Below are 22841 nucleotides of genomic sequence, written 5' to 3' on the forward strand. Positions count from 1 at the left end.
ATTATCCTATATTGTGCTTCCAAAAGCTGCTTACTTTTACATGAAACCTTTTAACCGATTTCTATCCGTACTTATTCTGTCACTCATGGCCTGTTTTGATGCTGTGGGACAATCGTATACGTTTCATCATTTAAAAACCAGCGACGGACTTTCGAACAGTACGATAAAAAGTATTTTAAAAGACCGTTACGGCTTTCTGTGGATTGGAACGGAGTCAGGCCTAAACCGTTATGACGGCTACGGATTTAAAATATATTCCACAAAATCTGATAAACCTTCGTCTATCATCAACGACGATATCCGCGGCTTACAGGAAGACGGATTGGGGAATATCTGGATCAGTACCGAATTCAGTTACATTGTTTATCAGCGCAATAAAGATAACTTCAGAAGTGATGTTCCGAATGTACTCAAAGATTTAGGAATTAAAACAAATGAAAATTATAAAGTCTACGTCGATAAAAACAAAGACTTATGGGTTTTGTCCGGAAACAAAATCTTTGTGTATGACACCCGTAAAAAGACCTTAAAAACCTTTACCTCCAAAGAAAAAATAGCAGAAGCCGCAAATGTTTTTATAGGTGATAACGGCAATTCCATTTTTAGAGTGCTGCGCTCCGGAACTATTTTGAAGACCGACAAAGGCAGCGGCAGGGAATCTTTTTTGAAACTCCCGGATGTTGCAGCACAGCACATTCAGGACAAAAAGAATAAAATTTACGTCGATTCCCAAAACGGATTGTGGATTTTCTCTAATACAGCGGCTCTTTATTACCAAAAAAACAGCCATAGCGAATGGAAAAAAATCGCTTTCAACAATACTGCACAAAACGATGTCATATTCGATATTAAAGATGACGGAAACGGCAAAGTATGGATTGGCACAGACCATCAGGGAATTTTTATTTACAATACTTTAGACAACAGCATTTCCAACATCACCCACAATGCACAGAACCCTGCTTCTGTCGCATCCAATAATATCGGCTGCCTGTATAAAGATGATACCGGAACCCTATGGGCAGGCCACAACAAAAAAGGCATTTCGTATTACAACGCCAGTTTTGGGAATCTCGTGAATATCGAATTACAGGACTGCAAGGACGTCAGCACTTTTCTGGAAGACAAAAAAGGAAATCTCTGGCTGGGAACCGATGGAAACGGTTTGTATTTCAAAGAAAAATCCTCCGGAAATTCCATCAGGAAAATGCCTTTGGCGAGTAATGTAATTGTTTCCTTACTCGAAGACAAAAAAGGCAGAATCTGGATTGGCACCTACTTAAACGGATTGTTCTGCTATGAAAACGGAAGCTTTCAGCATTTTACGAAAGAAAACAGCACTTTGAATTCGAATGACATCTGGAATTTAAAAGAAGACCGTTACGGCAACATATGGATCGGTACGCTGGGACATGGGATTCAATGTCTCAGAAACGGTGCAGCCCGTTTTGAAACGATAGCCAAAACAGTCAAAGGTCTCGAATTTACGCTGGATATGTTTTATGACAACGGCGACCAATTGTACGTTGGCACAGACAGCGGACTTTTCATTATTGATATTCTTACCGGACAGCAGCTCAAAGCTTCGGGAAACAAGAGCAAAACCCAAAAATTCAGGCAGCTCTTTACTTCCAGTGTGTATAAAGATACCCGGAATAATATCTGGCTGGGGCACTCCAAAGGATTATCGGTCTGGGATACCAAAAAAGATACGGTTTATTATTTTGACAAGACCAATGGATTGTCTGATAATATTGTAAAGGGAATTATTGAAGACAATCACCAGCACATCTGGGTTACGACAAGCAACGGATTATCGGTACTCACTGTTGAACCCAATGCAAAAGGCATCCTGAAAATAAGCAGCCGAAACTTTTCTGCCAAAGACGGGCTTCACGATAATTACTTCAACACCCACGGAATTTACAAGCTTCGCAACGGGGACATTCTTTTGGGCGGAACAGAAGGATATACCACTGTAAACCCGAATAAAATGGCAGAAAAAAGCAAACCTCCTGCACAGGTCATTTTTACCGTACTAAGCCTTGGTAATGTGCCCGTTCAGGTAGATTCGCTGTACAACGGGCACCGCTTACTGCAACGCTCGATGGAGCAGACTTCTGAGCTTACGTTCCGTCATGACGATCAGTTAATCGCGATTCAGTTTACGACGTCCGATTTGGTCAACGCCTATAAAGTCAGGTATCTGTATAAGCTTGAAGGTTTTAGTAATCAATGGCTTTCGACAGAAAAAAACAAAATTGAGTTTTCATCTCTTGCTCCGGGCACTTACACCCTTTTGGTAAAAGCCTCCAACAGCGACGGAATCTGGAACGAAAAACCGGCTGTTTTAAACATTACGGTCACTCCACCCTTCTATTTATCGGGCTGGGCCTTTCTGTTCTATCTACTGGCGATCGTGGCCATTACACTGTATGTCATCCGATATACAAAGAAAAAACATCAGAGAGAACTCGAACAGCAGCGTATACAACTCGAACATTTGCAGCAAATCAATCTGAATGAAATGAAACTCCGGTTTTTTACGAATATAAGTCACGATCTCCGAACACCGCTCACATTGATTACCATTCCGCTTCAGACCATTCTGAACAGGGAACTCGAGGAAGGCCTTCGCGCCAAGCTGGGTATTGTCTATAAAAATGTCGAGCAACTGATGACACTGATCAATTCGCTTTTGGATTTCCGTAAACTCGATGTCGGTACCGAAAACCTGAACCTTACCTCAGGCGATTTTGTATATTACATTCAGGAAAGATGCACACTTTTTCAATCCTATGCCACCGACCGGAATATGAAGTTCACGTATACCAGTGAAATGGAAACGCTTCTGATGGAATTTGACAGCGTAAAAGTCCAGAAAATACTTTTTAACCTGTTATCCAATGCTTTTAAATATACCCCGGACGGAGGAAGCATCCATTTGCACCTGTACCGCGAAGGCAAACAGGTGGCTGTCTCGATTTCAGATACGGGTCAGGGAATTCCCGAAAACGAAAAGAAACATATTTTCGAACGCTTTTATCAGGCTGCACAAAGTGAAGAAAATACCGGAAGCGGCATTGGCCTTCACATCGTAAGCGAATATATCACAATGCACGACGGAAGTATATCGGTTACGGACAATTTTCCAAAAGGAACTGTTTTTACCTTCAGGCTGCCGGTTCAGAAAGTAAAAAACAAAGAACAGATTCCGGTATTCGAAAATATTCCAGAAAAGAAAGCCAACGAAAAACCGGTATTGCTTTTTACGGACGATAACAAAGATTTCTGCGATTTCATGTCCGAAAGCCTTTCTGAATTTTATACCGTTCTGGTTGCCCATGATGGTCTAGAAGCCATCGAAAAATTACAGCAAAACAATGTCAATATCGTGGTGAGCGATGTCACGATGCCTAAAATGAGCGGTACCGAATTATGCGCCCAGATCAAAACCACTATAGAATGGTCGCACATTCCCGTGATCCTGCTTACGGCACGAACCGCCGAAGAATACAAAATAGAAGGACTTATGCTGGGTGCTGATGATTACCTGACGAAGCCTTTCAATTTCAACCTGCTCAAACTCCGCATCGATAAATTTTTAGACTGGACCAAAAAATCACATCAGGCTTTTAGCCAGAAAATGGATGTTGCACCCAGTGAAATTACCATCACTTCACTGGACGAACAATTAATAGAAAAAGCAATCAGAACCGTCGAGGAAAACATTGCCAATCCGGATTTTACGGTAGAAGAACTTAGTGCTATTGTAGGACTAAGCAGAACGCATCTCTACAAAAAATTAATGCACATCACCGGAAAAGGCCCTGCAGAATTCATCCGTACGGTCCGATTGAAAAGAGCCAGACAGCTTCTGGAGAAAAGTCAGCTCCAGATTGCCGAAATTGCCTATGCGGTGGGTTTCAATTCCCCGAAACGCTTTACCGTTAATTTTAAAAATGAATTCGGGATCTCCCCTTCCGAATATGTCCGTAACCTGAAATAACAGTTTTTTGAGTTCCTTTTTTATTAACATCCGATTGGTGACAACATAATTAATTCACTAATAAACAACAGTTTATTTTCTTTACTTTTAAAATTCCTAAATACTTTTAGTTTTTTTTAGCTAAGTAAAATCCAAATAGCCAATTAGAACGTAAATAAGAAAAACGGTACTCTTGATCAGGGTAAATTCAAATGGTAATGGGTTTTTTGGAGCATATTGGATTTATCATACTCTTGATTATCGTTTTCTTTTTTTTATTAAATTTTAAGAAGCTAAAAGTTGGAAAAATTAAACATTCAGAGGTTAAAAAGGACTTTGGAATATCTGGAAAGTAAACAGCGGGAATTGAAAAATCAGAAAGAAAATGATACCAGAAGTCTGGAATCTATGATCCAATACCTCAAAAAAGATATGATGGAACAGTTTAAATTATCCGATCACGTCTTACTATCCATGAAACAGGAAATTAAAAATACTGAAACTTTTATTGTCATTGTGCGGAATATCATCGATGCCAATTCTTAGGATTCAGTGATCCAATCTGAATTATCTTACTCGCGATTGTAAAAATATTTCCAAAAAAAAACGCCTCAGATGATGAGACGTTTTCGGGAACAGTTATTGTTTTTAGTTTTATGCTTTCGCTTTTCTTTTTACCGTACAGCCAATTTCTTTGGTTTCGGTTACGGCAGGTTTTTGATTCTTTTTTAAAGATGCAATCACCTCTTCCACATATTTTGTTTTTTCCGTTTTAGTGCCTTCAGGATCATTATCGATTGCCCCGGTATATTCTACCACGGTCCCTTTTGCTGTTTTAGAAACCACAAAAAGATGTGGGGTGTGTTTTGCCCCGTATTGGTCGGTAACTACCTGCCCCTGGTCAAATAAATAAGGGAAACCATATTTTTTCTCTTTCGCCAGATCCTGCATTTTGTCGAAAGTATCTGCTTTGGAAGCTTCAGGATCATTCGGATTGATAGCTATTACAGGGTAACCTTCCGGTTTGAACTTTTTGTCCAGATCAATTATTCTTTGCTCATAGGCTTTGGCATACGGACAGGTATTGCAGGTAAATACCACAATAAAACCTTTTGCTTTCGGATAGCTTTCAAAAGAAATTTCTTTATTATCTACATTTTTAAGTTTAAAATCCGGGGCAGCTTCCCCTGCTTTAAGCGTTTTGCTTTGTGCCTGTGCAAGCATCGCTGTAAAAACCAGCATAAGAGTGATGTACTTTTTCATGATTTATAATTTTTTATATTCTGTTACTAATTGTTCGTAGGTAAGTTCGGTTTCCATAAATTTCTTCTTATCGTTTTTGATAAAAAGGGTCGCCGGAATACTGCCCGACCAGGAAGGATCGATGCGGTCGATGTATTCCTGCGGATTGCTTTCATTTAAAAGAAAAACGGGGTTAGTAAGCTTTTTCCTTTTTACAAAGGGCACCACGGCTGTATTCAGTTTCGATTTAAAATCAACGCTGACCAACAGCACTGCCAGTTTATCCGATTTATATTCCTGGCTCAGTTTTTCAAAATGCGGCAATTCTTTAATACATGGTGCGCACCAGGTCGCCCAGAAATTGACCACATACGTACTGTCCTGCCCTTTTTTTATTCTTTCCTGAAGCTGATCAACACTCAGCAGCTTTACGTTCTGACTGTAGGAAAGTCCCGAACAGCTCAGCAAAACACAAATTATAAAAGTTCTTATTTTCATGAGCTAATGGCGTAGTAACCGTTTTTACATATTGATTTACCCTTACAAATATAAACTAATACCGAAATATTTTTAAGAATCAAATCCAACATTTCATACCATTAGGAGCAATTTAACAAAAACTGTTTACGTTAATTTTGAAAATGAAGTTGTGCAAAACCCGGCATTTATTGCCATTGCAGCCAAAATACCTGTTTTTACCCAAATCCCGCCGAAGGAAAGCATTATGAAATTGGATATTGCAGAATAAACTTTAATTTTGCGGAAAATAAAACTCCTGATGAATAATCTGTACGAGCTTACCGTAAACGATACCGAAAAAATTGCGCTGAATGATTTACTTTTTAGTGCTGAAAAAAGCGGCTTTGACGCAAACAATCAAAGAGCATCAGTATCTGGAGGAATTAAAAAAATACGATCTCAAAGCAGATCATAAAATATTGCTGCACGGTCATTCGGGCTGTGGAAAAACAACCACTGCCAAGGCCATTGCCACTGCGCTGAACAAGAATATAGTCATCATTAACCTGAGCACTTTAATCAATGCCCGAATTGGCGAAACCTCCCGAAATGTAAAAGCCCTGTTTGATAAAGCGATTCGCGAGAGAGCTGTTTTATTTCTGGATGAATTTGACCAGATCGGAAAAAGCCGTGACAGCGAAGATAAGGATGTCGCCGAAATGAGACGTCTGGTAAACACCATTATCCAGCTGATTGATTATTTACCGGCAGACAGTTTGCTTATTTGCGCCACCAATCATTACAACAGTATTGATACCGCTTTACTGAGAAGATTTCAGATCCGCCTGAAATTTGAAATGCCGGACAAAAATCAGCTTGATATTTATTACGATAAACTGCTGGAACGTTTTCCTTCCCACCTGCAGGACATTCCCCGACACTTTAATATTTCATATGCCGAGGCTAAAGATTATATTCATACCACAATGAAAAAACAAATTATTGCCGAATTGGAACTTGCCCATAAAAAAAACAGCCTTTAGAATACTTGTTTCTAAACGCTGTTTTTTATTTTGTGAAGAGCGAAAACCCTTAATGCTGCCTTTTTGACATTATCTTTTTTCAGGTCATTTCTCCGTCACCGCTCCGTCACTCCTATACGAAAACTTCGGGAGCGCGTTTTTAGGGCATTTGCGTTTTTCAGACAAATAGTCAGGTACATAATACACAGTTCCTGACTGCAATTCGCCAGAAAACTGTATCATTAATCTTGAATTAAATTATGTTACATTATTTCACAACAGTTGCCTCTACTTCTACTTTTAAAGTTTCGAAAAGCATTTTCACTTCCAGTAAGGTGGTAGTTTGTCGGATGCCGTGTTCGGCGATCCAGTCCTGAAAAATATCGAAACAGGCAAAAAGTTCCGCTTCTGAAGTGGTGTAAACATTCAGCCTCACTATATTTTTACAATCATAACCAGCCTCTTTTACTACTTTTTCCAGATTCGCTAAAGCCTCAGTCAATTGCGTTTTCATGTCGGCGTTGCTGGATATACCGGCAGCGTTAATTGCCGTTTGCCCTGAAACATAAAGCGTTCCTTCTGGATTTTTGACTTCTACTGCCTGTACATAACTTCTTTTGTCCTGCCATTCCCAGGGGTTAATTACCTTCTTTTCCAGTTTGTTTGTTTTGGTTTGTGCCATTACTGGCAAAGCAATTACCATTGCCATTACCAGAATCTTTACAACATTTTTCATTTTTGCAGTTTTAAATTATACCTGCAAAATTGAATCGATTAGAGCATTCTAACGCGTGACAAACATCACAAATGTCAAATGGAAAAGAAAAATTAAGACGAAAGCCGGCTTAAGGTTTCGCGGGAAACGCCGAGATAGGAAGCCAGCATGGTTTTATTGACCCGCTGAAATAACGATGGATGCTGTTTCAACAGCAAATCATAACGTTCTTTTGCACTGGAAGTCAGAAAAGACAATATTCTTCTCTGAGAGGCAATATGTCCTGAATTTGATTTTTTAAGAAGAAAATGTTCCATCTTCTGCAAGGAATCACATAACTTCTGATAATTTTCAATTGAAATACAGAAAACATCGGTGTCTTCAATACACTGCAAAGACATGGTTGCATGAGTATTAGTGAAAAACGCTATAAAATCGCTTTCCCACCAATCTTCCATCGAAAAGGATACAATGTGTTCATTTGCGTTTTCATCGTCGTAAATGAGCTTTAAAAGACCTGAAACGATGTAATAACAATCGACGTTGCTGTCGCCTTTGCTAATAAGAAATTCTTTCTTCTTAAAACTCCGGAAATGAAAATGGGAAAGTACCAATGAAAATTCATCGTCCGTGAGGGTTATTACTTTCTCAATATGTTCTCTTAGTTTTTGATGCATTTGGTTTTTGGAAAATGGATAATTCTTAAATTTTATATGAGCAATGGGAAAGCAAAAATATTCTTTTTATGAACAGCTCCGTTTTTTACAATCATTTAATTGACTCAAAATATCGTAGCAGCCTTGTAATCAAAAAGCAGTTTTTTAAAACCAATTTAGAAGTAAACCGGCTTTCCATTTGGTAAGGTAAAGGAGCAAAAAAATAACAAAAACTTCGTAAAAGCCCCGTCTTTTTAAATCACCTTCAATGCAGAGCTTGCCGTGCAAAAAAAGTATTAACTGCAACTAATGCAAAACGCGCTGGAAATTGTAAGCCGCTGCAAAAAAAACAGCAAATTAATTCTATTCCTTTAAAGCAAATAATAACTTTAAATATAAACACATAAAAATACTGACAATTAACATTTTATAAATAATCATAACACTATAATATCAGCATAAAAGGTATAATAAATACTGTTTTATTTTTTGTTTTGAGCTGATAATAAAAGCAGCACTATTTCATATATTAATACCACTGTTAGGGTGCAAATTCCAAATAAAAGAGACTTATAACCGTTTTTGCAAGTTAGGTTCCCGAAAAACCGGTAAGATTACATTTAGCAACCATATTTACCCAACAAATGGTGAAAATGAATCGCAAAAAATAGCGTATTATACACTGATTTAATTGCTGAGATCATAAAATATACAATAAGTATTGATACCGTCTTTTCTAGATACTATAATAAATCATTCATTCAGATAATAAAACATAAGCTTCTGGTTTACATCATAATTACATCGATTCCTACAAATTTATATTTTAACAAAAAAGTACACTTTTCAGTCCCTTAAAGAGCAAATTTAATTTCTAAACGATTGAGCTGACCTGTTTTAAAAACTTCGAATCCGCCTCCACTTAAAACTTCCCGATTTTTAACGAAAGTCCGTTAAAAAAAATTAAATTTGGGCACCCTAATTCATACATTCAATTATGATTCAAAAGAGAAGTTTTATTGGTTTATCAGCGGTACTGGCATTCCTTTTTTTTGCACCGCTCACCTACTCGCAAACGACTGCTAAAAAAACAGAAAGCCGTTCTAAATTATTTGAAGAAACAACAACCGACAGTGATTACCTCATGGCGATTGAAAAAGCCAGTGCCGTAATGGAAACGGCTTACAACGATGCCGATTTTGACGGGGCAAGCCATCATTTGTTTGGCGAAATCAGAAGAACCCAAAGCAAACTCGATTTAATTTTAGCCAGTTTGAAAGGTGCCAATCCAAACGTCAGGAACCAGCAAATGTACCGTGTTGTTTTGAAAGAGATCCAACAGGAACTGGACGAACAGAATGACGCGATCAACTTACGCAATAAAAACCTTGAAAAAATCAAAGACCGTTTTATCGAATTGCGCAAGGACAAAACGCTGATTGGTCTGATCAAAGACACCATTCGCCGCAAGCAGTTTAAAAACGAATTTGCCAATCTTAGAAAAAAATACAAGAATACCGACAGTCTGATGACTAAAAATCAGGGTATTTTAAACAAAAACAAGAGATTAACCGTAGAAAGAAAGATCGCGGTCTCTAATGCGCTTATTACCGTAGAAAACAAGCTTGAGCAGTCAGGGATCAGTATGCTGAAGAAGGAATATCCTTTTATCTGGAATATTACCGATTCGATCCCCAAAAATCAGGTTGCCCAAACAATCAGTGCAAAAGTACTTATCGAAGAAAGCGTGGCGGCCTATTACCTGAGCTACCGCGCCGGAGGACTGATTACGCTGGCTTTTCTGATGGGATTGCTGGGCTGGTATATTTTCCGCAATCTGAAATACCTGAAAAGTAACGGACATGCCGAAAGTCTGGCGCTTTTTAATTTTAAATACCTGAACAAAGGCGTTGCGATTCCCGTAGCGATTATCGGGCTCAATATCGCTGTGGTAAGCAACCTGTATGCACCCGCCCTGTTTATCGAAATACTCGAACTGATCTTGCTGGGATTCCTTACAATACTTTTCAAAAACAAATGGCCGGCAAATGCCATGAGAAACTGGACATTCCTTTTAGGACTGTTCCTGGCCCTTTGTTTTCTGGACTTATTCATTAGCGTGGGACTATTGCAACGTTGTTGCTTTATAATAATTAACGTCTTTGGAATCCGTTATGGCCTGGTTCAGATCAAAAGCCTGAAAGAGGAATTGTACATTAAAGGTTTCTTTAAATGGGCCAGTATTATTTTTATTGTTTTTAACGGTTTGTCGATTTTGTACAACATTTTCGGACGGGTTTCCCTTTCCAATATGTTGAGCCTGACAGCTTTTATTTCGCTTACCCAGATTATTGCACTGAGTGTTCTTTTAAAAATACTTCTGGAAGTGATTATCCTTCAAATCTACACGACAAGGGTAAAACGCGGAATCGAAAAAATCTTTGATCACGAAAATTTATCCGACACACTCAAAAAGCCTTTCATCATCATCATCAGTTATATGTGGCTGGTGGTAATCGGATCGAACCTGAATATCTGGGAATCGCTGCGCACTTCTTTCGGAGCCATACTCAGCCATCCGAACACCATTGGCAGTATTACCTTTACGTTAGGAAATATTTTATTGTTTTTTATCATTATCTGGATCGCACACTTACTGCAAAAGTATGTAGCGTACTTTTTTGGCGAAATTGATGATGAAAACGAAGAAAACATCAATAAAAGACAGCATTCCAAATTACTTATTACACGTCTTGTGGTTTTAATCGTCGGCTATTTGCTGGCAGTAGCCGCTTCAGGCATGCCGCTGGACAAACTAAGCATCCTTCTGGGCGCTTTGGGTGTCGGTGTCGGATTGGGACTGCAAAGTGTCGTAAACAACTTTGTTTCGGGTATTATCCTGATTTTTGACAAACCGATTCAGATTGGCGATGTGGTCGATATCAGTTCCGAATCCGGCCGCGTAAAATCGATGGGACTTCGTACGACGAAAATCAATGCTCCAAATGGCGCCGAAATTATTATCCCGAACGGAAACCTGTTGTCACAAAACATCACGAACTGGACGTATACAGACAATTTTAAACTGGTTGATATCGCTATTGAAATTACCGGAGATACGACTCCTGATGATATCAATACGACCATAACCGAAGCCCTGGAAAGTATCGCTTTGGTAAACAATTCAAAACCATCGCAAATTTATTATACTGCCATCTCTGACGGAAAATATAAAATTCAAGTCAAATTCTGGTGCAGCATTTACAGAACAGAAGAAAGTGTGAGCACTGCCCGTCAGGTATTGTTCCAAAATTTCAAAGCAAAAGGCCTGACTTTTTCCGCCTAAAAATTAGTTTTAATTAAAATCAAAAAAGCCGTCAAGTATAATGCTTGACGGCTTTTTTATGGATTCTTTTTTACTTAAAACTTCCCTGCAAATTCTTTGGCAAAATCTTCCAGTTTGATTTTTCCATCCACAGGGAAATTACCATTTACGAAATCTGCAGCAATTTTACCGCTTCGCAAACCCGTACCCATTTCGGTATACAAGCCTGCAATTTCTTCCGGTAATCCGGCCTGTGTCATCCCCTGTAACGATTGTTCGTCAGTGAATTCCACCCATGGCAAATCGGTTTCCTCGATTGCAGTTCCGATGGCTTTTGCAATTTCGCCCGGAGTACGCACATCGCTGACAATGTAACGGATATTTTTGCCTGTGGTTTCTTTTTGCAGTTCTTCTGCTGCCGCTGTTGCAATATCTTCAGGGTGTACCAGTGGCATCTTCGCATCAGCAGGATAGTTAGCGCCCATAATCCCCGCTCCTTTTATCATCGGAACGTCATTGTATAAATTGGTAAAGAAAAATCCGGCACGTAAAAAGGTAACCGCTGTATTTTCCAGTTGGTCATACAACCCTTCGATTTGGTAAAGTCCTTTAATAGGCCCGGTTCCGTCCGGCAAGTCTGCACCGATACTGCTCAGCATTACCACACGTTTCACAGCTGCTTCCTGTATCGCGCCCGCGAAAGCTTTACCGGCTTCAACCGTATTCGAAATCACATTACTGCCTCCCAAATTGGGTGGTGTCATGGCAAAAACAGCAGCTGTTCCTGCAAAAGTTTCGGCCAGAAAAGCAGCATCACTAACAGAACCGATAGCCGCCTTTGCCCCTGCTTTTTCAATGGCCTCTTTTTTGTCCGCACTACTGCTGATTACCGTTACCTCATGTCCGGCAGCTACAAGTTGATGGGTTAATGGTTTACCTATGTTCCCTAAAGAACCTGAAATTATAATTTTCATCTTTAAATTGTTTGTATTTATAAAAACAAAGGTATATTTGTACTTACTTTTATACAAGTACTTACCCTAAAGTATGTATCATGACCGCCATCAAAGAAACTTCGACCATACAGGAAAATAAACAATATGCCCTCGACACCTGCCCCGTAACGTATGTAATGGAAAAAATTGGCGGCTACTGGAAGCCCATTATCCTCTATCATTTGTCCACCAGCGATAAACGCTACAGCGAACTTAAAAGAGCCATTCCGGCCATCACCGAAAAAATGCTCATTCAGCACCTCAAACAACTGGAAACCGATGGTCTTGTGATCAGGGAAGCAAAACCGGTTGTCCCTCCTTTTGTAACCTACAGCTTAAGCAATGCCGGAAACGGTTTAATTCCCGTTATTCACGCTATGGCAGAATGGGCTTTTAAGGAAAAGGATGGGGTTTATGGGGGTTAAGTTTTAGAGTAACCCAGCTGTCATTTCTTATCTTTTTACAGTACTTTTTTTTTATTTCTTCTATTTTACATACGGTTTCTCATTCCGGGGAACGAGGAATCGCATCCTGTAATTCCTTCCCTACAGTCAGTAATCTTATTGCTTTACCTCTGCGATTTTCTTTAAAAAATAAAGATCATCCCGAACGACTACTAAGCCAGCTATAGCTCTTGTCTGCCAATTATTTCAAAAAAGCACCACTTATAACTTTCCAAACTTGCTGCCTATTATCATGAATTATTTTTGCATTGAATTTTAAAATGTCAAAAAATATGATTCTACTTTACGGTTCAAAAGCAAAAAAAATGGCTTCTAAAATTTTACCTTATGAAGAATGTCCTTCCTGCAAACAAAAAGGCAATTTAGAATTAACCCTTTACAGAAGCTATATCCATGTTTATGGTATACCAGTTTTAAATGAAGGTAAACAAACAGAAGTTGAGTGTCTGTCTTGTGAATGCTGTATAAAACCTGCTTACAAACCTTTTTTTTTGAAAAAAAGCAAGTACTCCGAAAAAATAGCGGATGAAATCAGGGAGATCAAAAAATACAACAAGCAATCTTTATGGCAACTCGCCTGGACCTCTTTACTAACGATAATTTTTTTAATTTTTCTTACAGTTGAACTGATCAAGAATAATGCAATTAAATATCTGGTTTCTACTGATAAAGAAAACATTGCGTTAATGGAGAACCCGCAAGTGGGTGATATTTATAAAGTTACCATGTTTACTGAACAAGGTGGAAACCGTTTAAGTCTATTAAAATTAATCCGTATAGCACAAGACACTATGGTATTGATTGAAAGTAAACAACATGCCGCTGTTGGAACAGTTTTATCAGATCAGGACTGGAAAAACGTGTCGAATAAAGACGGCGAGGTGTTATGGTATGTTGGAAAAGCTGACAAACTCTACAGAAGACTTACTGATCACTTAAGGAGTGGAAAACTCGAAAATAACATGCTGGATTCGATTGGATTGATTGTAAACCCCAAAGCTTCTACATCAGCGGACCACTTTAAACTAGAGGCCGACTTAATAAAGGAATTTGGAGGAAAAATAAATTTGGCTAATAAGAGGGAGAGTCCTGGTGTGAAAAAGTTAACTAAATCAACTGGAGGATGCACTCTATGATTGCCCCATACTTAGACATAACAGAAGTAAGCTATCTTTCTGAAAAATTATTTAGAATGCTACTTGTGAAGGAAAATAATATTTATGTAGCAGACTTCAAAAAGCATAATATAAATGCATTATCACTTGTTGAGCAAGGGTTAAATATCAAAGAAAAATGGATGTCAAAGGTATCTTCTGAAATAGAAGGGCTGAGGTTGAATAGCTACACTTACCCCTCACTGGTCGATATTAGTAAATTTAGTAAATTAGAATACTTTCAGCTAATAGGAATGGTTAGCAATGGAGAAATACCTTTCACTGAGTTGGATAAATTAAAAGAGGTCGATTTAAATTATCAAGATAAAACCTGCAAGCAGATATTCGATCAACAGAGTGTTGAATATCTAGATCTTAGTTATTACAAGAGCAGGTCTGGTACTGAGTTGACCCGATTAAAAAATCTAAAACAGCTAAACTTAAATCACGCCGTCTTTCCTAATTTGGAGTTTTTATCCGATATGCGTGAAATGAAGAAATTAAGTATTAGCTACAACCCTAAACTTACCCGAATAGAACAGCTTGGCGCAACTAAAGAAACATTAAAATCATTTGGCGTTCAGAATTGCAAAAAAATAAGAGACTGGCATGTTTTGCAAGAAATGAAACAGCTTGAATTTATCTATATTGAGAATTGCGGAGAAATTGAAACGCTCGAATTTTTAAATGAACTCCCAAACTTAAGAGGCTTATACATCATCGGAACGACTAAAGTACTAGATGGCAAACTAAAGAAAATCATTAACAAAGAAAGCGTAGAAAAAATAAACATCGCCATAGGGAAAAATTATGACATCACAAGAGACGATGTAAGAAAATTCGATTTTATTCCCGCTATAAAAGTTAATTAACTGTCAATAGCTCAACCCGATAAGCGCCGCTGAACCGGCAGTGCGCGTACCGTTGCTCTGGGAGTACGCCTTTGGTGGCAGCAGTGTGTGGACTACCCCCGCTCCGGTAGACATTTACCGACCCCTAAGCTCTCCGAAGTCTTCCCACAAAAAGCTGCGCAAACGTCTCTAGACTTTGCGCCCGTAACGATGAGCCAAGCAGTATAATCAACAAAAAAGCAACTCATTACCGGGTTGCTTTTTTCATGCCCCAACTTTCATTTATAATCATTGTAGTGTTATTGTGTGCCTTTTTTTTCGTTTACTGGAAAATATCGATCATCACTAAACGCTACTAAGCCAGCTATAGCTATTGTCTGCCAATTATTTCAAAAAAGTACCACTTATAACTTTCCAAACTTGTTCTCTATTATCCTGAATTATTTTTGCATTTAACATTACAGCAGTAAAAGCTGAGAAATAAAAATAAATATTATGATAGAAACAAAAGACTTTAGCAATCAGTTCCTCGGCTACAATATAGTAGACTGTGAAGTAAGGACCAAGGACATATTCTACTTTATTGCCCGTGAAGACTGTACACAATGGAGTGACTGGGAGGATACTGGAAGTTACCCTAGCACAGCCGATTTAACAGTTCGCGTTATAGCAAATTTCAGATCTTACCCCAAAGATACACAGTGGAGCCATACAGCTCTGGAAGGTCTCGACCTCTGTTGCGCAGGAATATCAAGAAGCCCGAAAGAGCAGCGGTGGTGCCCCCGGAAGAGAAGGAAAACTAAATGGATCAACAGGGAAAACCTGTTAATAATTGGTGGACTTTAAATAGGCGATATATGCTAAATAAAAATAGTCAGTATAGCTTGATAGATATAATTTCCAATATGAAGAAATTGGATTCACGGGATGATAATTTCTGTTTGTACGGTGAGACTGATGACAGATTAAGAGCGGATGGAATCTATTATATAGCAGACTACCCTGATGTTGATGACAATGATAAAGAAGTATATCCGCAAATAGTACAGTCTAAAAAATTGCATTATTTGTATTCAGGGGAACAATTTGCAGATGTTGTAGATTCAGTTCTTGAACAAAATCAATCAGCTTCACTTGATGAGTTTGTGAAAGCATTAAATTACTATTCTGCTAATGATGATTTTCTTGATTTTTAATTTTATGGAGTTGGAAAAACTTTCGTAGATTTTTCCAACTTTTTTACTTCCAGCTTCATGCTAACATATTTTTCAGATTAAACCGCCATCTCCCGAAGCGCCGCCTTCCCCGGAGCGCCGCATCAGTGGCGCTCTTAATACACTGGTTCGCCAGCTTAATATCCCGCCAGATACAGCTCACCGCTATCCCGTATCCAGTCCACGCCAATATGGGGATGAAGAACATCCACGTGTAATAATAACCTAAGCTCTCCGAAGTCTTCCCACAAAAAGCTGCGCAAACGTCTCTAGACTTTGCGCCCGTAACGATGAGCCAAGCAGTATATTCAACAAAAAAGAACTCATTACCGGGTTGCTTTTTTCATGCCCCAACTTTCATTTATAATCATTGTAGTGTTATTGTGTGCCTTTTTTTTCGTTTACTGGAAAATATCGATCATCACTAAACGCTACTAAGCCAGCTATAGCTCTTGTCTGCCAATTATTTCAAAAAAGCACCACTTATAACTTTCCAAACTTGCTGCCTATTATCATGAATTATTTTTGCATTTAACATTACAGCAGTAAAAGCTGGGAAATAAAAATAAAATATTATGATAGAAACAAAAGACTTTTCAAAACGCTTTGTAGGCTATAACATCGTTGATTGCGCGGTAAGAAGGCGTGATTTCTTCTATGGTAAAAATGGGGCTGCTAAGAAAAGTATCGGGCTTATAGAGTTAAAAAAAGGCACTATGCAGCTACCTGCATTAATTCTAATTTCAAAATATCAATATCTGAAGTAATAAAATCATTTTTACTTGTCTTTTTCAACTTATTTAAATCAAAATAACTTAATACACTGTCTTACATTACATTGTATTTGTTAAGAAGTTTTTAACAGAAAACCCGTAAACGACTTGTTAAACTGATATGTAATTTATACTATTGCTGAAATTATCTTAAGAAATAAAAATGAAAAAAATTCCTTTATACATAGCAGTTCTTGCTGTTGTTTTAAGTATTATCTCCATCTATTTTGCAAAATCAAGCTCACAATTAGTGTATGTAGATGTAAACAAATTAATTACAGGTTACAGTAAAACAAAAATAGCGAAAGCTGAGTTTGATAAAAAAGCTAATTTAATGAAAGCGAATGTTGATTCTTTAGTGAGCAATTGGCAAAATGAATTAAAAAACTACGAAAAAGAAAGAGCTAGCTTGTCTCCAAAAGAATTAAAATTGAAACAGGAGTTGTTGTCTAACAAACAGCAGCAAATAAATGGCTATCAGGAAGCCATTCAGAAAAAAATTCAGGAAGAAGACAAAAAAGTAACACAAACCGTAATTAATGATATCAATGATTATATCAAAGAATACGGAAAAGAGCACAACTACAAAATCATATTTGGAGCCAGTGGTGGAGGAAACATCATGTATGCAGATGACTCGACAGACTTAACTGAAGAAGTTTTAAAAGGCCTTAATGCAGAATATGATAAAAAATAATTACCTATTACTTATTCTAATACTACTCATTTCCTCTTGTAACAAAAAATTTGATACACAAGAGGAAATGAACATTTATATTAGTGAAGAAGACAACGGTTACCACTATAAAAAAACCGTTGCCGATGTTGATTTTGTTTTACAATACAGACCCACCGATCTTTTGGTAAAACAAGAACTGGGAGATAACACTGACCCTGCAAAAGTGGAGAAATTTCGAAAACATTACAGCCAGTACCTGTATTTTAATCTCTCTATGTCAAAAAACAACCAGGAACTATTGAATGGTGTTGCTCAGGATAAAGCAAAATTCGGACAAATGGTCAATGAATTAGCTTTTGGTATGGAGGAAAAACTACATGTTTACACTCCCACAAAAGACACCCTTGCCCTGGCCGATTTTATTTACCCCCGAATGTATGGTATGAGTAATTCAACCTCTATAATGATTGTGTATCCCAGAGATTCTAAATACATGAAACAAGAGTATCTCAATTTTGTTATTGAAGATTTAGGTCTCGATACTGGAGATATCAAATTCAAATTAAACACCAAAGCCTTAACAAACGAACCTCAGTTACGTTTTTAAAACCACTACTATGACCAAATATCAAAAGCGCCATCGTATTATTGCCACTTTTTTCTTGTTGATTTTTTTTCCGACTTTATTGCCTAATAATTTGTTTGCTTCTAATAATGGACCAGTTGCACCTGAAGCTTCTAGTTTTGAGCCCATAGATGCAACTGATATGGTGAACTTAATTTCTGGAGATATGTCTTATGTTTTACCTCTTCTAAATATTCCGAGTCCAGAAGGCGGGTATCCACTAACTTTATCGAACCATGCAGGAATTGCAATGGATCAAGAGGCTTCATGGGTAGGCTTAGGATGGAGTTTAAATCCAGGTGCTATAAATCGTGGCGTGACTGGTGTGCCAGACGATTGGAAAAGAGCTAAAGTAAATCAAATTACATACGATGAGGGAGGTGTAAGCAATTCTTATTCTGGAAGTGTTTCCATTGGCTGGGGATCCAATGGTGCTTCTGTAGGACTATATGGTTCTTATACCGAAAACAAATCATTTGGGGGACCAAACTCATATAGTACAGACGGTGGAATACTAGCTAGCTTCGCTGGAATTACTGCAAGTGTAGGAACAAATGGCTCAAATGTAGGTATTGGCGGTTATGGTATAAATGCAAATGTAGGTACAAATGGTGCAAGTGTAGGGATTAATTCATATGGCGCAGACGTAAGTATTAATCAAAGTTTTAAAAATAGTAATACAAGCTATTCAGCTGATTTAAATGTGGGATATGGCACTGAAATTTCATTTAATTCAAAAAGTGGATTATCCGGATCAGTTATTGGTCAGGGATTTACACTTTCTGGTAATAATTATGGAAGAGGAAATATAACTACAAGTACTTCAGGCTTTACTGTGCCAATACAAATTTATGCAGTTAATTTAACATTCGGTTATTCAAGAACACGCTATTGGACTTACGATAAGAAACCTGCAGGATATGAAGGCTCATTGTATTCCGGTGATATGGAAAGTTTAGAAGAGAACACAAATTTTTATGGATTAAATGCTTCCGATTCCTATAGTTCAATATACAAACAAGAATCTGAAAATCAATCATTTGACGACAATTTATCATTTATTGCCTATGATTATTATTCTGTATCTGGTCAGGGAATTTCGGGCTCATTTAGGCCTGGTATTTTTGAAAATGGAAGTTTAAAAAATAATACTAAAAGCGCCACATCATCTGATAATACATCTATAAGCTACAAAGTAGGCACTAACAGGAAATTCACAAAAACTATTGACAATGATAGTAACGATATACATTTTTATTTTGACAATGAACCTTCTTCTTTTTTAAAAATAAGTTCAGATAACTGGGCATTCGGTCCATTTCCTCCAACCACACTGCCGGAAAATTACTCCGATTCTAGTACTTTTAGTAATTTAGTTTATATAGATGGTAAAGTTTATAATGGCTATAATCCAGATACAAAACGAAAAAGAACTGGTAATTACATCTAAACTTTTACAAATAAAGAGATTATTTCTTCGAATAATTCTATAATTATTAATCCTGAAAACTACGACAGAAGTTCTGCACCTGAAGATGGAATAGGAGCCTTTAAAATTACATCACTTGACGGTAAAGTTTATCACTATTCATTACCAGTATATCAAAAAGAGCAATTTACCCGAGGCACTAACCTCGATTTTGATATTAATTCGAAGTTTTACGAGAAGCAACAATTAACACCATATGCAACTCATTGGCTTTTAACTGCAATTACAGGACCTGACTACATTGACACTAATTTAAATAACAAAGTCGATCAAGAGGACTCTGGTTATTGGACTTCATTTGATTATGGAAAATGGAGTGACGGTTATGTCTGGTCAACTCCACTAAAAAATGATGGAGTAACGAAATCTTACAGTTGGGGAATTAAAGAAGTTTATTATCTGGATAAAATTAAAACCAGAACTCATACCGCATTATTTATTAAGGAAGAAAGAAGTGATGATCTATCTTACAGCCTTCAAGTTGGTAATAATGAAAATGATTTACAAATGACGGGAGTAAGGTCAAGAAACTTAATTGTAGGAAAAAATGGATATAAATATTATGATGGTTTTTATGAACTGAATGTTCCTGTATCTTCTCCTCCCGCTTATTGGTACATGGATGCACAATGGGGACAATTTATAAAATTTAATACACACAAATCCTTACGACTAAGCAAAATATTACTACTTAAAAATGAAAATTCTAATCTATCAAAAAGTGCAGGAACTCCTACTCCTTCAAACTTTAAAGGACAGATTAAATTCGTAGATTTTTTTCATGAAGTAAATCTTTTTAATGGGGCGGCATATAGAAATAATACAGTTGTAGGAGCAAATAAAACATGGTATGGCGAATATTATAATAATGTTTATGATTCTCAAGATCTATCAGGAAAAGACTTAGAACAAAAAGCAATAAAAACCATAATCTTTGATTACGCTTTAAATACTAACTCATTAGCCAAAAATGCCCCAAATTTAGAAAGTACAAATTATGGTAGGTTAACTTTAAATTCAGTACAATTTCTTGGTAAAGAAAGTAGTAAAATTATTCCACCATATAAGTTCAGCTACATCAATACAGCTAACTACGATGCTTCAAAAGAAGATAATTGGGGATATTATAAAGATAATCCATCTATGTGGAGTTTAAACAAAATAATAACTCCTTTAGGGGCAGAAATTTCGATAACTTATGAATCTGATGATTTTGATAAAGAAGCTGTGTCTGCTCAGTCAACAGTATTATCAACCAGCGATAAAAATAGTGGTGGAATTAGAGTTAGAGAAATCTCTGTAAAGGAAAATTCAGTAGTAAAAAGCTCGATAAAATACTTTTACAATATTCCCGGTTTTGCAGAAAACAAAGGAGATATTAATTACAAATCATCTGGAATAACATCATATATGCCTTCCAAAACATTCAAAGAAGTTAAGTATTTGTCTGAACTTCCTTCTCCGGGGGTTCTCTACGAATATGTAACAGTGAAAAATTATTCGACAGACAATAAATTGGGAAGTGTCCAGGAATATAATTTTAATGTTTTAACACCAGATATAGCATCAGTTGCTACAAGTCTTAAGATTCCTAACATTTTAGAAATTGAAAAATTGCAAAATTCACCATGGGGTGGCGCATCAAATGGAGAATCTTACGATTTAAATTTCAGTAGATTTAGTATTAAAGATATGACGGCTACAATCGGAAGATTGAAACAAGTAAAAACATTTAACAATGTTGGGCAGTTGCTTTTTAAAACACAAAATAGCTATAAAGACATATCAAACATTCGACAAGGAATTTCTGAAGAAACTTTTAGTATTTATAAAAGAGTAAATGACAATTCTAATTTAACATATCGTCTAGGGAGTACAAGTAAAATACGATTCCCGAATATATTAGAAAGTACCTCTGTTGCTCAAGGAGGGTATACTGCTACCACCTTTATAGATAAACTAAATTTTTTAACAGGGGAAGTTTTAGAATCTCATTCTACTTCAAGTACAGGAAAATCAATTATGTCTAAAACTATTCCTGCCCATATAAAGTATCCTAAAATGGGTTCAAAGGCAGACGATATTACTTATAAAAACATGCTTTCTCAAACTGCTGCCAATTATTCTTACATTCTAAATAACGGTATTTGGAAAGAAACGAGTGTTGGTATAACCACTTGGAATAACGTTTGGGCATATAAAGACATAACAGGATCAGTTGCAGAACCAACTGCAGATAAAGAAAAAATATGGAGAAAACATAAATCTTATATTTGGAATGGTCCCAAAGATCCTGATGGTGTAGCCACTGGTTATGTTAGCACCAATGATACTGATGATGGTTTTATATGGGATCTTCCTGCTGGGGTAGGTGTTAATGTTGCACAACCCTCACAATGGAAACAAATCTCTGAAACCACCTTATATGATCATTTTTCTGCACCATTAGAAATGAAAGATATCAACGGAAATTATAGTTCCTCAAAAAAAGGAGATAACGATAGTAAAATAATAACAACCGGTAATGCACGCTATGGCGAAATGTTTTTTGCCGGCGCAGAAAATATAAGTGGTACAGAAAACACTAGTGCTCCATCAACAAATTGGCTAGAACAAGGATTACAAATGATAAACGCCAGAAGAAGCACTACATATTTTCATACAGGAAAACGTTCGATAGAAGCGACAAATACATCATCGTTTGGCGTTCTTTTAAGTGGTACTCTTATTAATGGGATACCTCAGCATAAAGCGGGCAAATATAAAGTATCTGTTTGGGTCGAAAAAACTAATGCCGATAAAGCGCAACTAAAAGTAAATGGAACTGTTGTTAATTTCATGGCAAATAGTCCGTCTGCCGGAAATTGGATATTAAAGACCGCCTACATTGATGTTCCATCAGGAAATTGCACGGTATATTTAAGTTCAAATGATACAACAACCGTTTATTTTGATGATTTAATGTTACGTCCCTTAGCATCATCCATTGCCGGATATGTGTATAATGAATGGGATGAACTAACCTACATCATTGGAAATAATGGTTTAGCTACAAGATTTGAATATGATAAGGCTGGAAGATTAATCAAGACATATTCAGAAATCATTGATGATTTGCCAAATGGAATTACTGGCGGCTTTAAATTAGTCAAATCAAACACATATAACAATAAATATTTATAAAATAATA

The 22841-nt window shown here is 37.1% G+C and carries 20 protein-coding genes; 14 read left to right on the forward strand and 6 right to left on the reverse strand.

Going from position 1 to position 22841, the window contains the following annotated elements:
• Nucleotides 1–40 precede the first annotated feature (40 nt).
• Together D0817_RS05250 and D0817_RS05255 are read left to right on the forward strand one after the other, a co-directional pair.
• A complete protein-coding gene (locus D0817_RS05250; RefSeq protein WP_127337355.1) occupies nucleotides 41–4009 on the forward strand; it encodes a hybrid sensor histidine kinase/response regulator transcription factor in 3969 nt (1322 codons plus the stop codon).
• 279 nt (nucleotides 4010–4288) lie between these two features.
• Nucleotides 4289–4534 carry a hypothetical protein gene (locus tag D0817_RS05255; RefSeq protein WP_127337356.1) on the forward strand — a complete coding sequence of 82 codons (246 nt, stop codon included), beginning with the start codon at nucleotides 4289–4291 and terminating at the stop codon, nucleotides 4532–4534.
• A 108-nt stretch (nucleotides 4535–4642) separates the two neighbouring features.
• Here D0817_RS05255 and D0817_RS05260 read toward each other — a convergent pair whose 3' ends face one another.
• A complete protein-coding gene (locus D0817_RS05260) occupies nucleotides 4643–5251 on the reverse strand; it encodes a thioredoxin family protein (protein ID WP_127337357.1) in 609 nt (202 codons plus the stop codon).
• 3 nt (nucleotides 5252–5254) lie between these two features.
• Nucleotides 5255–5728 carry a TlpA family protein disulfide reductase gene (locus tag D0817_RS05265; RefSeq protein WP_127337358.1) on the reverse strand — a complete coding sequence of 158 codons (474 nt, stop codon included), beginning with the start codon at nucleotides 5726–5728 and terminating at the stop codon, nucleotides 5255–5257.
• A gap of 332 nt (nucleotides 5729–6060) precedes the next feature.
• Between D0817_RS05265 and D0817_RS05270 the strand changes: the two genes are divergently transcribed.
• Nucleotides 6061–6732, forward strand: coding sequence for an AAA family ATPase (locus D0817_RS05270; RefSeq protein ID WP_438590671.1), 672 nt, complete (start codon nucleotides 6061–6063; stop codon nucleotides 6730–6732).
• Between the two features lie 84 nt (nucleotides 6733–6816).
• Here the strand turns inward: D0817_RS05270 and D0817_RS25635 are convergent, their stop codons facing one another.
• From D0817_RS25635 to D0817_RS05280, 3 genes are all read right to left on the reverse strand, one after another.
• On the reverse strand, nucleotides 6817–6954 hold the full coding sequence (locus tag D0817_RS25635; protein WP_161568416.1) for a hypothetical protein: 138 nt from the start codon (nucleotides 6952–6954) through the stop codon (nucleotides 6817–6819).
• 25 nt (nucleotides 6955–6979) lie between these two features.
• A complete protein-coding gene (locus tag D0817_RS05275; protein ID WP_127337636.1) occupies nucleotides 6980–7369 on the reverse strand; it encodes a RidA family protein in 390 nt (129 codons plus the stop codon).
• A gap of 170 nt (nucleotides 7370–7539) precedes the next feature.
• Nucleotides 7540–8103 (reverse strand): Crp/Fnr family transcriptional regulator, encoded by a 564-nt coding sequence (locus D0817_RS05280; protein WP_127337359.1) that lies wholly within the window; start codon nucleotides 8101–8103, stop codon nucleotides 7540–7542.
• A 976-nt stretch (nucleotides 8104–9079) separates the two neighbouring features.
• On the opposite strand from D0817_RS05280, the gene D0817_RS05285 reads away from it, so the two are divergent.
• The gene (locus tag D0817_RS05285; protein WP_127337360.1) at nucleotides 9080–11428 is read left to right on the forward strand and encodes a mechanosensitive ion channel family protein; all 2349 of its coding nucleotides are present in this window, start codon (nucleotides 9080–9082) and stop codon (nucleotides 11426–11428) included.
• A gap of 74 nt (nucleotides 11429–11502) precedes the next feature.
• On the opposite strand, the gene D0817_RS05290 is transcribed toward D0817_RS05285, so the two are convergent.
• Nucleotides 11503–12381 carry an NmrA family NAD(P)-binding protein gene (locus tag D0817_RS05290; protein WP_127337361.1) on the reverse strand — a complete coding sequence of 293 codons (879 nt, stop codon included), beginning with the start codon at nucleotides 12379–12381 and terminating at the stop codon, nucleotides 11503–11505.
• Nucleotides 12382–12461: 80 nt separating this feature from the next.
• Here D0817_RS05290 and D0817_RS05295 point away from each other — a divergent pair, with 80 nt between their 5' ends.
• The 10 genes from D0817_RS05295 (at nucleotide 12462) to D0817_RS05340 (ending at nucleotide 22834) form a co-directional block, all read left to right on the forward strand.
• Nucleotides 12462–12827, forward strand: a complete 366-nt coding sequence (locus tag D0817_RS05295; protein ID WP_127337362.1) for a winged helix-turn-helix transcriptional regulator — start codon at nucleotides 12462–12464, stop codon at nucleotides 12825–12827.
• Between the two features lie 344 nt (nucleotides 12828–13171).
• Nucleotides 13172–14002 carry a GIY-YIG nuclease family protein gene (locus tag D0817_RS05300; RefSeq protein WP_161568417.1) on the forward strand — a complete coding sequence of 277 codons (831 nt, stop codon included), beginning with the start codon at nucleotides 13172–13174 and terminating at the stop codon, nucleotides 14000–14002.
• Nucleotides 13999–14892, forward strand: coding sequence for a leucine-rich repeat domain-containing protein (locus tag D0817_RS05305; protein ID WP_127337364.1), 894 nt, complete (start codon nucleotides 13999–14001; stop codon nucleotides 14890–14892). The genes D0817_RS05300 and D0817_RS05305 overlap by 4 nt, the downstream gene beginning before the upstream one ends.
• 474 nt (nucleotides 14893–15366) lie before the next feature.
• Nucleotides 15367–15717, forward strand: coding sequence for a hypothetical protein (locus tag D0817_RS05310; protein WP_127337365.1), 351 nt, complete (start codon nucleotides 15367–15369; stop codon nucleotides 15715–15717).
• An 11-nt stretch (nucleotides 15718–15728) separates the two neighbouring features.
• Nucleotides 15729–16067: a DUF7716 domain-containing protein gene (locus D0817_RS05315; RefSeq protein ID WP_127337366.1), complete on the forward strand. Its 339-nt coding sequence runs from the start codon at nucleotides 15729–15731 to the stop codon at nucleotides 16065–16067.
• A 593-nt stretch (nucleotides 16068–16660) separates the two neighbouring features.
• Nucleotides 16661–16852 (forward strand): hypothetical protein, encoded by a 192-nt coding sequence (locus D0817_RS05320; RefSeq protein ID WP_127337367.1) that lies wholly within the window; start codon nucleotides 16661–16663, stop codon nucleotides 16850–16852.
• Nucleotides 16853–17021: 169 nt separating this feature from the next.
• Nucleotides 17022–17555, forward strand: coding sequence for an OmpH/Skp family outer membrane protein (locus tag D0817_RS05325; protein WP_127337368.1), 534 nt, complete (start codon nucleotides 17022–17024; stop codon nucleotides 17553–17555).
• Between the two features lie 67 nt (nucleotides 17556–17622).
• Complete coding sequence (locus D0817_RS05330; RefSeq protein WP_238160823.1) at nucleotides 17623–18144, forward strand: hypothetical protein; 522 nt, start codon at nucleotides 17623–17625, stop codon at nucleotides 18142–18144.
• Nucleotides 18145–18154: 10 nt separating this feature from the next.
• A complete protein-coding gene (locus D0817_RS05335) occupies nucleotides 18155–19612 on the forward strand; it encodes a hypothetical protein (protein ID WP_127337370.1) in 1458 nt (485 codons plus the stop codon).
• A gap of 546 nt (nucleotides 19613–20158) precedes the next feature.
• Nucleotides 20159–22834, forward strand: a complete 2676-nt coding sequence (locus D0817_RS05340; RefSeq protein ID WP_127337371.1) for an RHS repeat protein — start codon at nucleotides 20159–20161, stop codon at nucleotides 22832–22834.
• The last annotated feature ends 7 nt before the right edge of the window (nucleotides 22835–22841 follow it).

This window comes from Flavobacterium cupreum (assembly GCF_003996965.1).
Taxonomy (GTDB): domain Bacteria; phylum Bacteroidota; class Bacteroidia; order Flavobacteriales; family Flavobacteriaceae; genus Flavobacterium; species Flavobacterium cupreum.

Bases quoted from the DNA above. Each gene is read 5' to 3' on its own strand.
- D0817_RS05340 (WP_127337371.1), top strand. From the start codon at position 20,159: ATGACGGGAGTAAGGTCAAGAAACTTAATTGTAGGAAAAAATGGATAT.
- D0817_RS05250 (WP_127337355.1), top strand. From the start codon at position 41: ATGAAACCTTTTAACCGATTTCTATCCGTACTTATTCTGTCACTCATG.
- D0817_RS05315 (WP_127337366.1), top strand. From the start codon at position 15,729: ATGCTAAATAAAAATAGTCAGTATAGCTTGATAGATATAATTTCCAAT.
- D0817_RS05285 (WP_127337360.1), top strand. From the start codon at position 9,080: ATGATTCAAAAGAGAAGTTTTATTGGTTTATCAGCGGTACTGGCATTC.
- D0817_RS05320 (WP_127337367.1), top strand. From the start codon at position 16,661: ATGATAGAAACAAAAGACTTTTCAAAACGCTTTGTAGGCTATAACATC.
- D0817_RS05260 (WP_127337357.1), bottom strand. From the start codon at position 5,251: ATGAAAAAGTACATCACTCTTATGCTGGTTTTTACAGCGATGCTTGCA.
- D0817_RS05335 (WP_127337370.1), top strand. From the start codon at position 18,155: ATGACCAAATATCAAAAGCGCCATCGTATTATTGCCACTTTTTTCTTG.
- D0817_RS05305 (WP_127337364.1), top strand. From the start codon at position 13,999: ATGATTGCCCCATACTTAGACATAACAGAAGTAAGCTATCTTTCTGAA.
- D0817_RS05280 (WP_127337359.1), bottom strand. From the start codon at position 8,103: ATGCATCAAAAACTAAGAGAACATATTGAGAAAGTAATAACCCTCACG.
- D0817_RS05330 (WP_238160823.1), top strand. From the start codon at position 17,623: ATGAACATTTATATTAGTGAAGAAGACAACGGTTACCACTATAAAAAA.
- D0817_RS05300 (WP_161568417.1), top strand. From the start codon at position 13,172: ATGGCTTCTAAAATTTTACCTTATGAAGAATGTCCTTCCTGCAAACAA.
- D0817_RS25635 (WP_161568416.1), bottom strand. From the start codon at position 6,954: ATGATACAGTTTTCTGGCGAATTGCAGTCAGGAACTGTGTATTATGTA.
- D0817_RS05265 (WP_127337358.1), bottom strand. From the start codon at position 5,728: ATGAAAATAAGAACTTTTATAATTTGTGTTTTGCTGAGCTGTTCGGGA.
- D0817_RS05270 (WP_438590671.1), top strand. From the start codon at position 6,061: ATGATTTACTTTTTAGTGCTGAAAAAAGCGGCTTTGACGCAAACAATC.
- D0817_RS05290 (WP_127337361.1), bottom strand. From the start codon at position 12,381: ATGAAAATTATAATTTCAGGTTCTTTAGGGAACATAGGTAAACCATTA.
- D0817_RS05310 (WP_127337365.1), top strand. From the start codon at position 15,367: ATGATAGAAACAAAAGACTTTAGCAATCAGTTCCTCGGCTACAATATA.
- D0817_RS05295 (WP_127337362.1), top strand. From the start codon at position 12,462: ATGACCGCCATCAAAGAAACTTCGACCATACAGGAAAATAAACAATAT.
- D0817_RS05325 (WP_127337368.1), top strand. From the start codon at position 17,022: ATGAAAAAAATTCCTTTATACATAGCAGTTCTTGCTGTTGTTTTAAGT.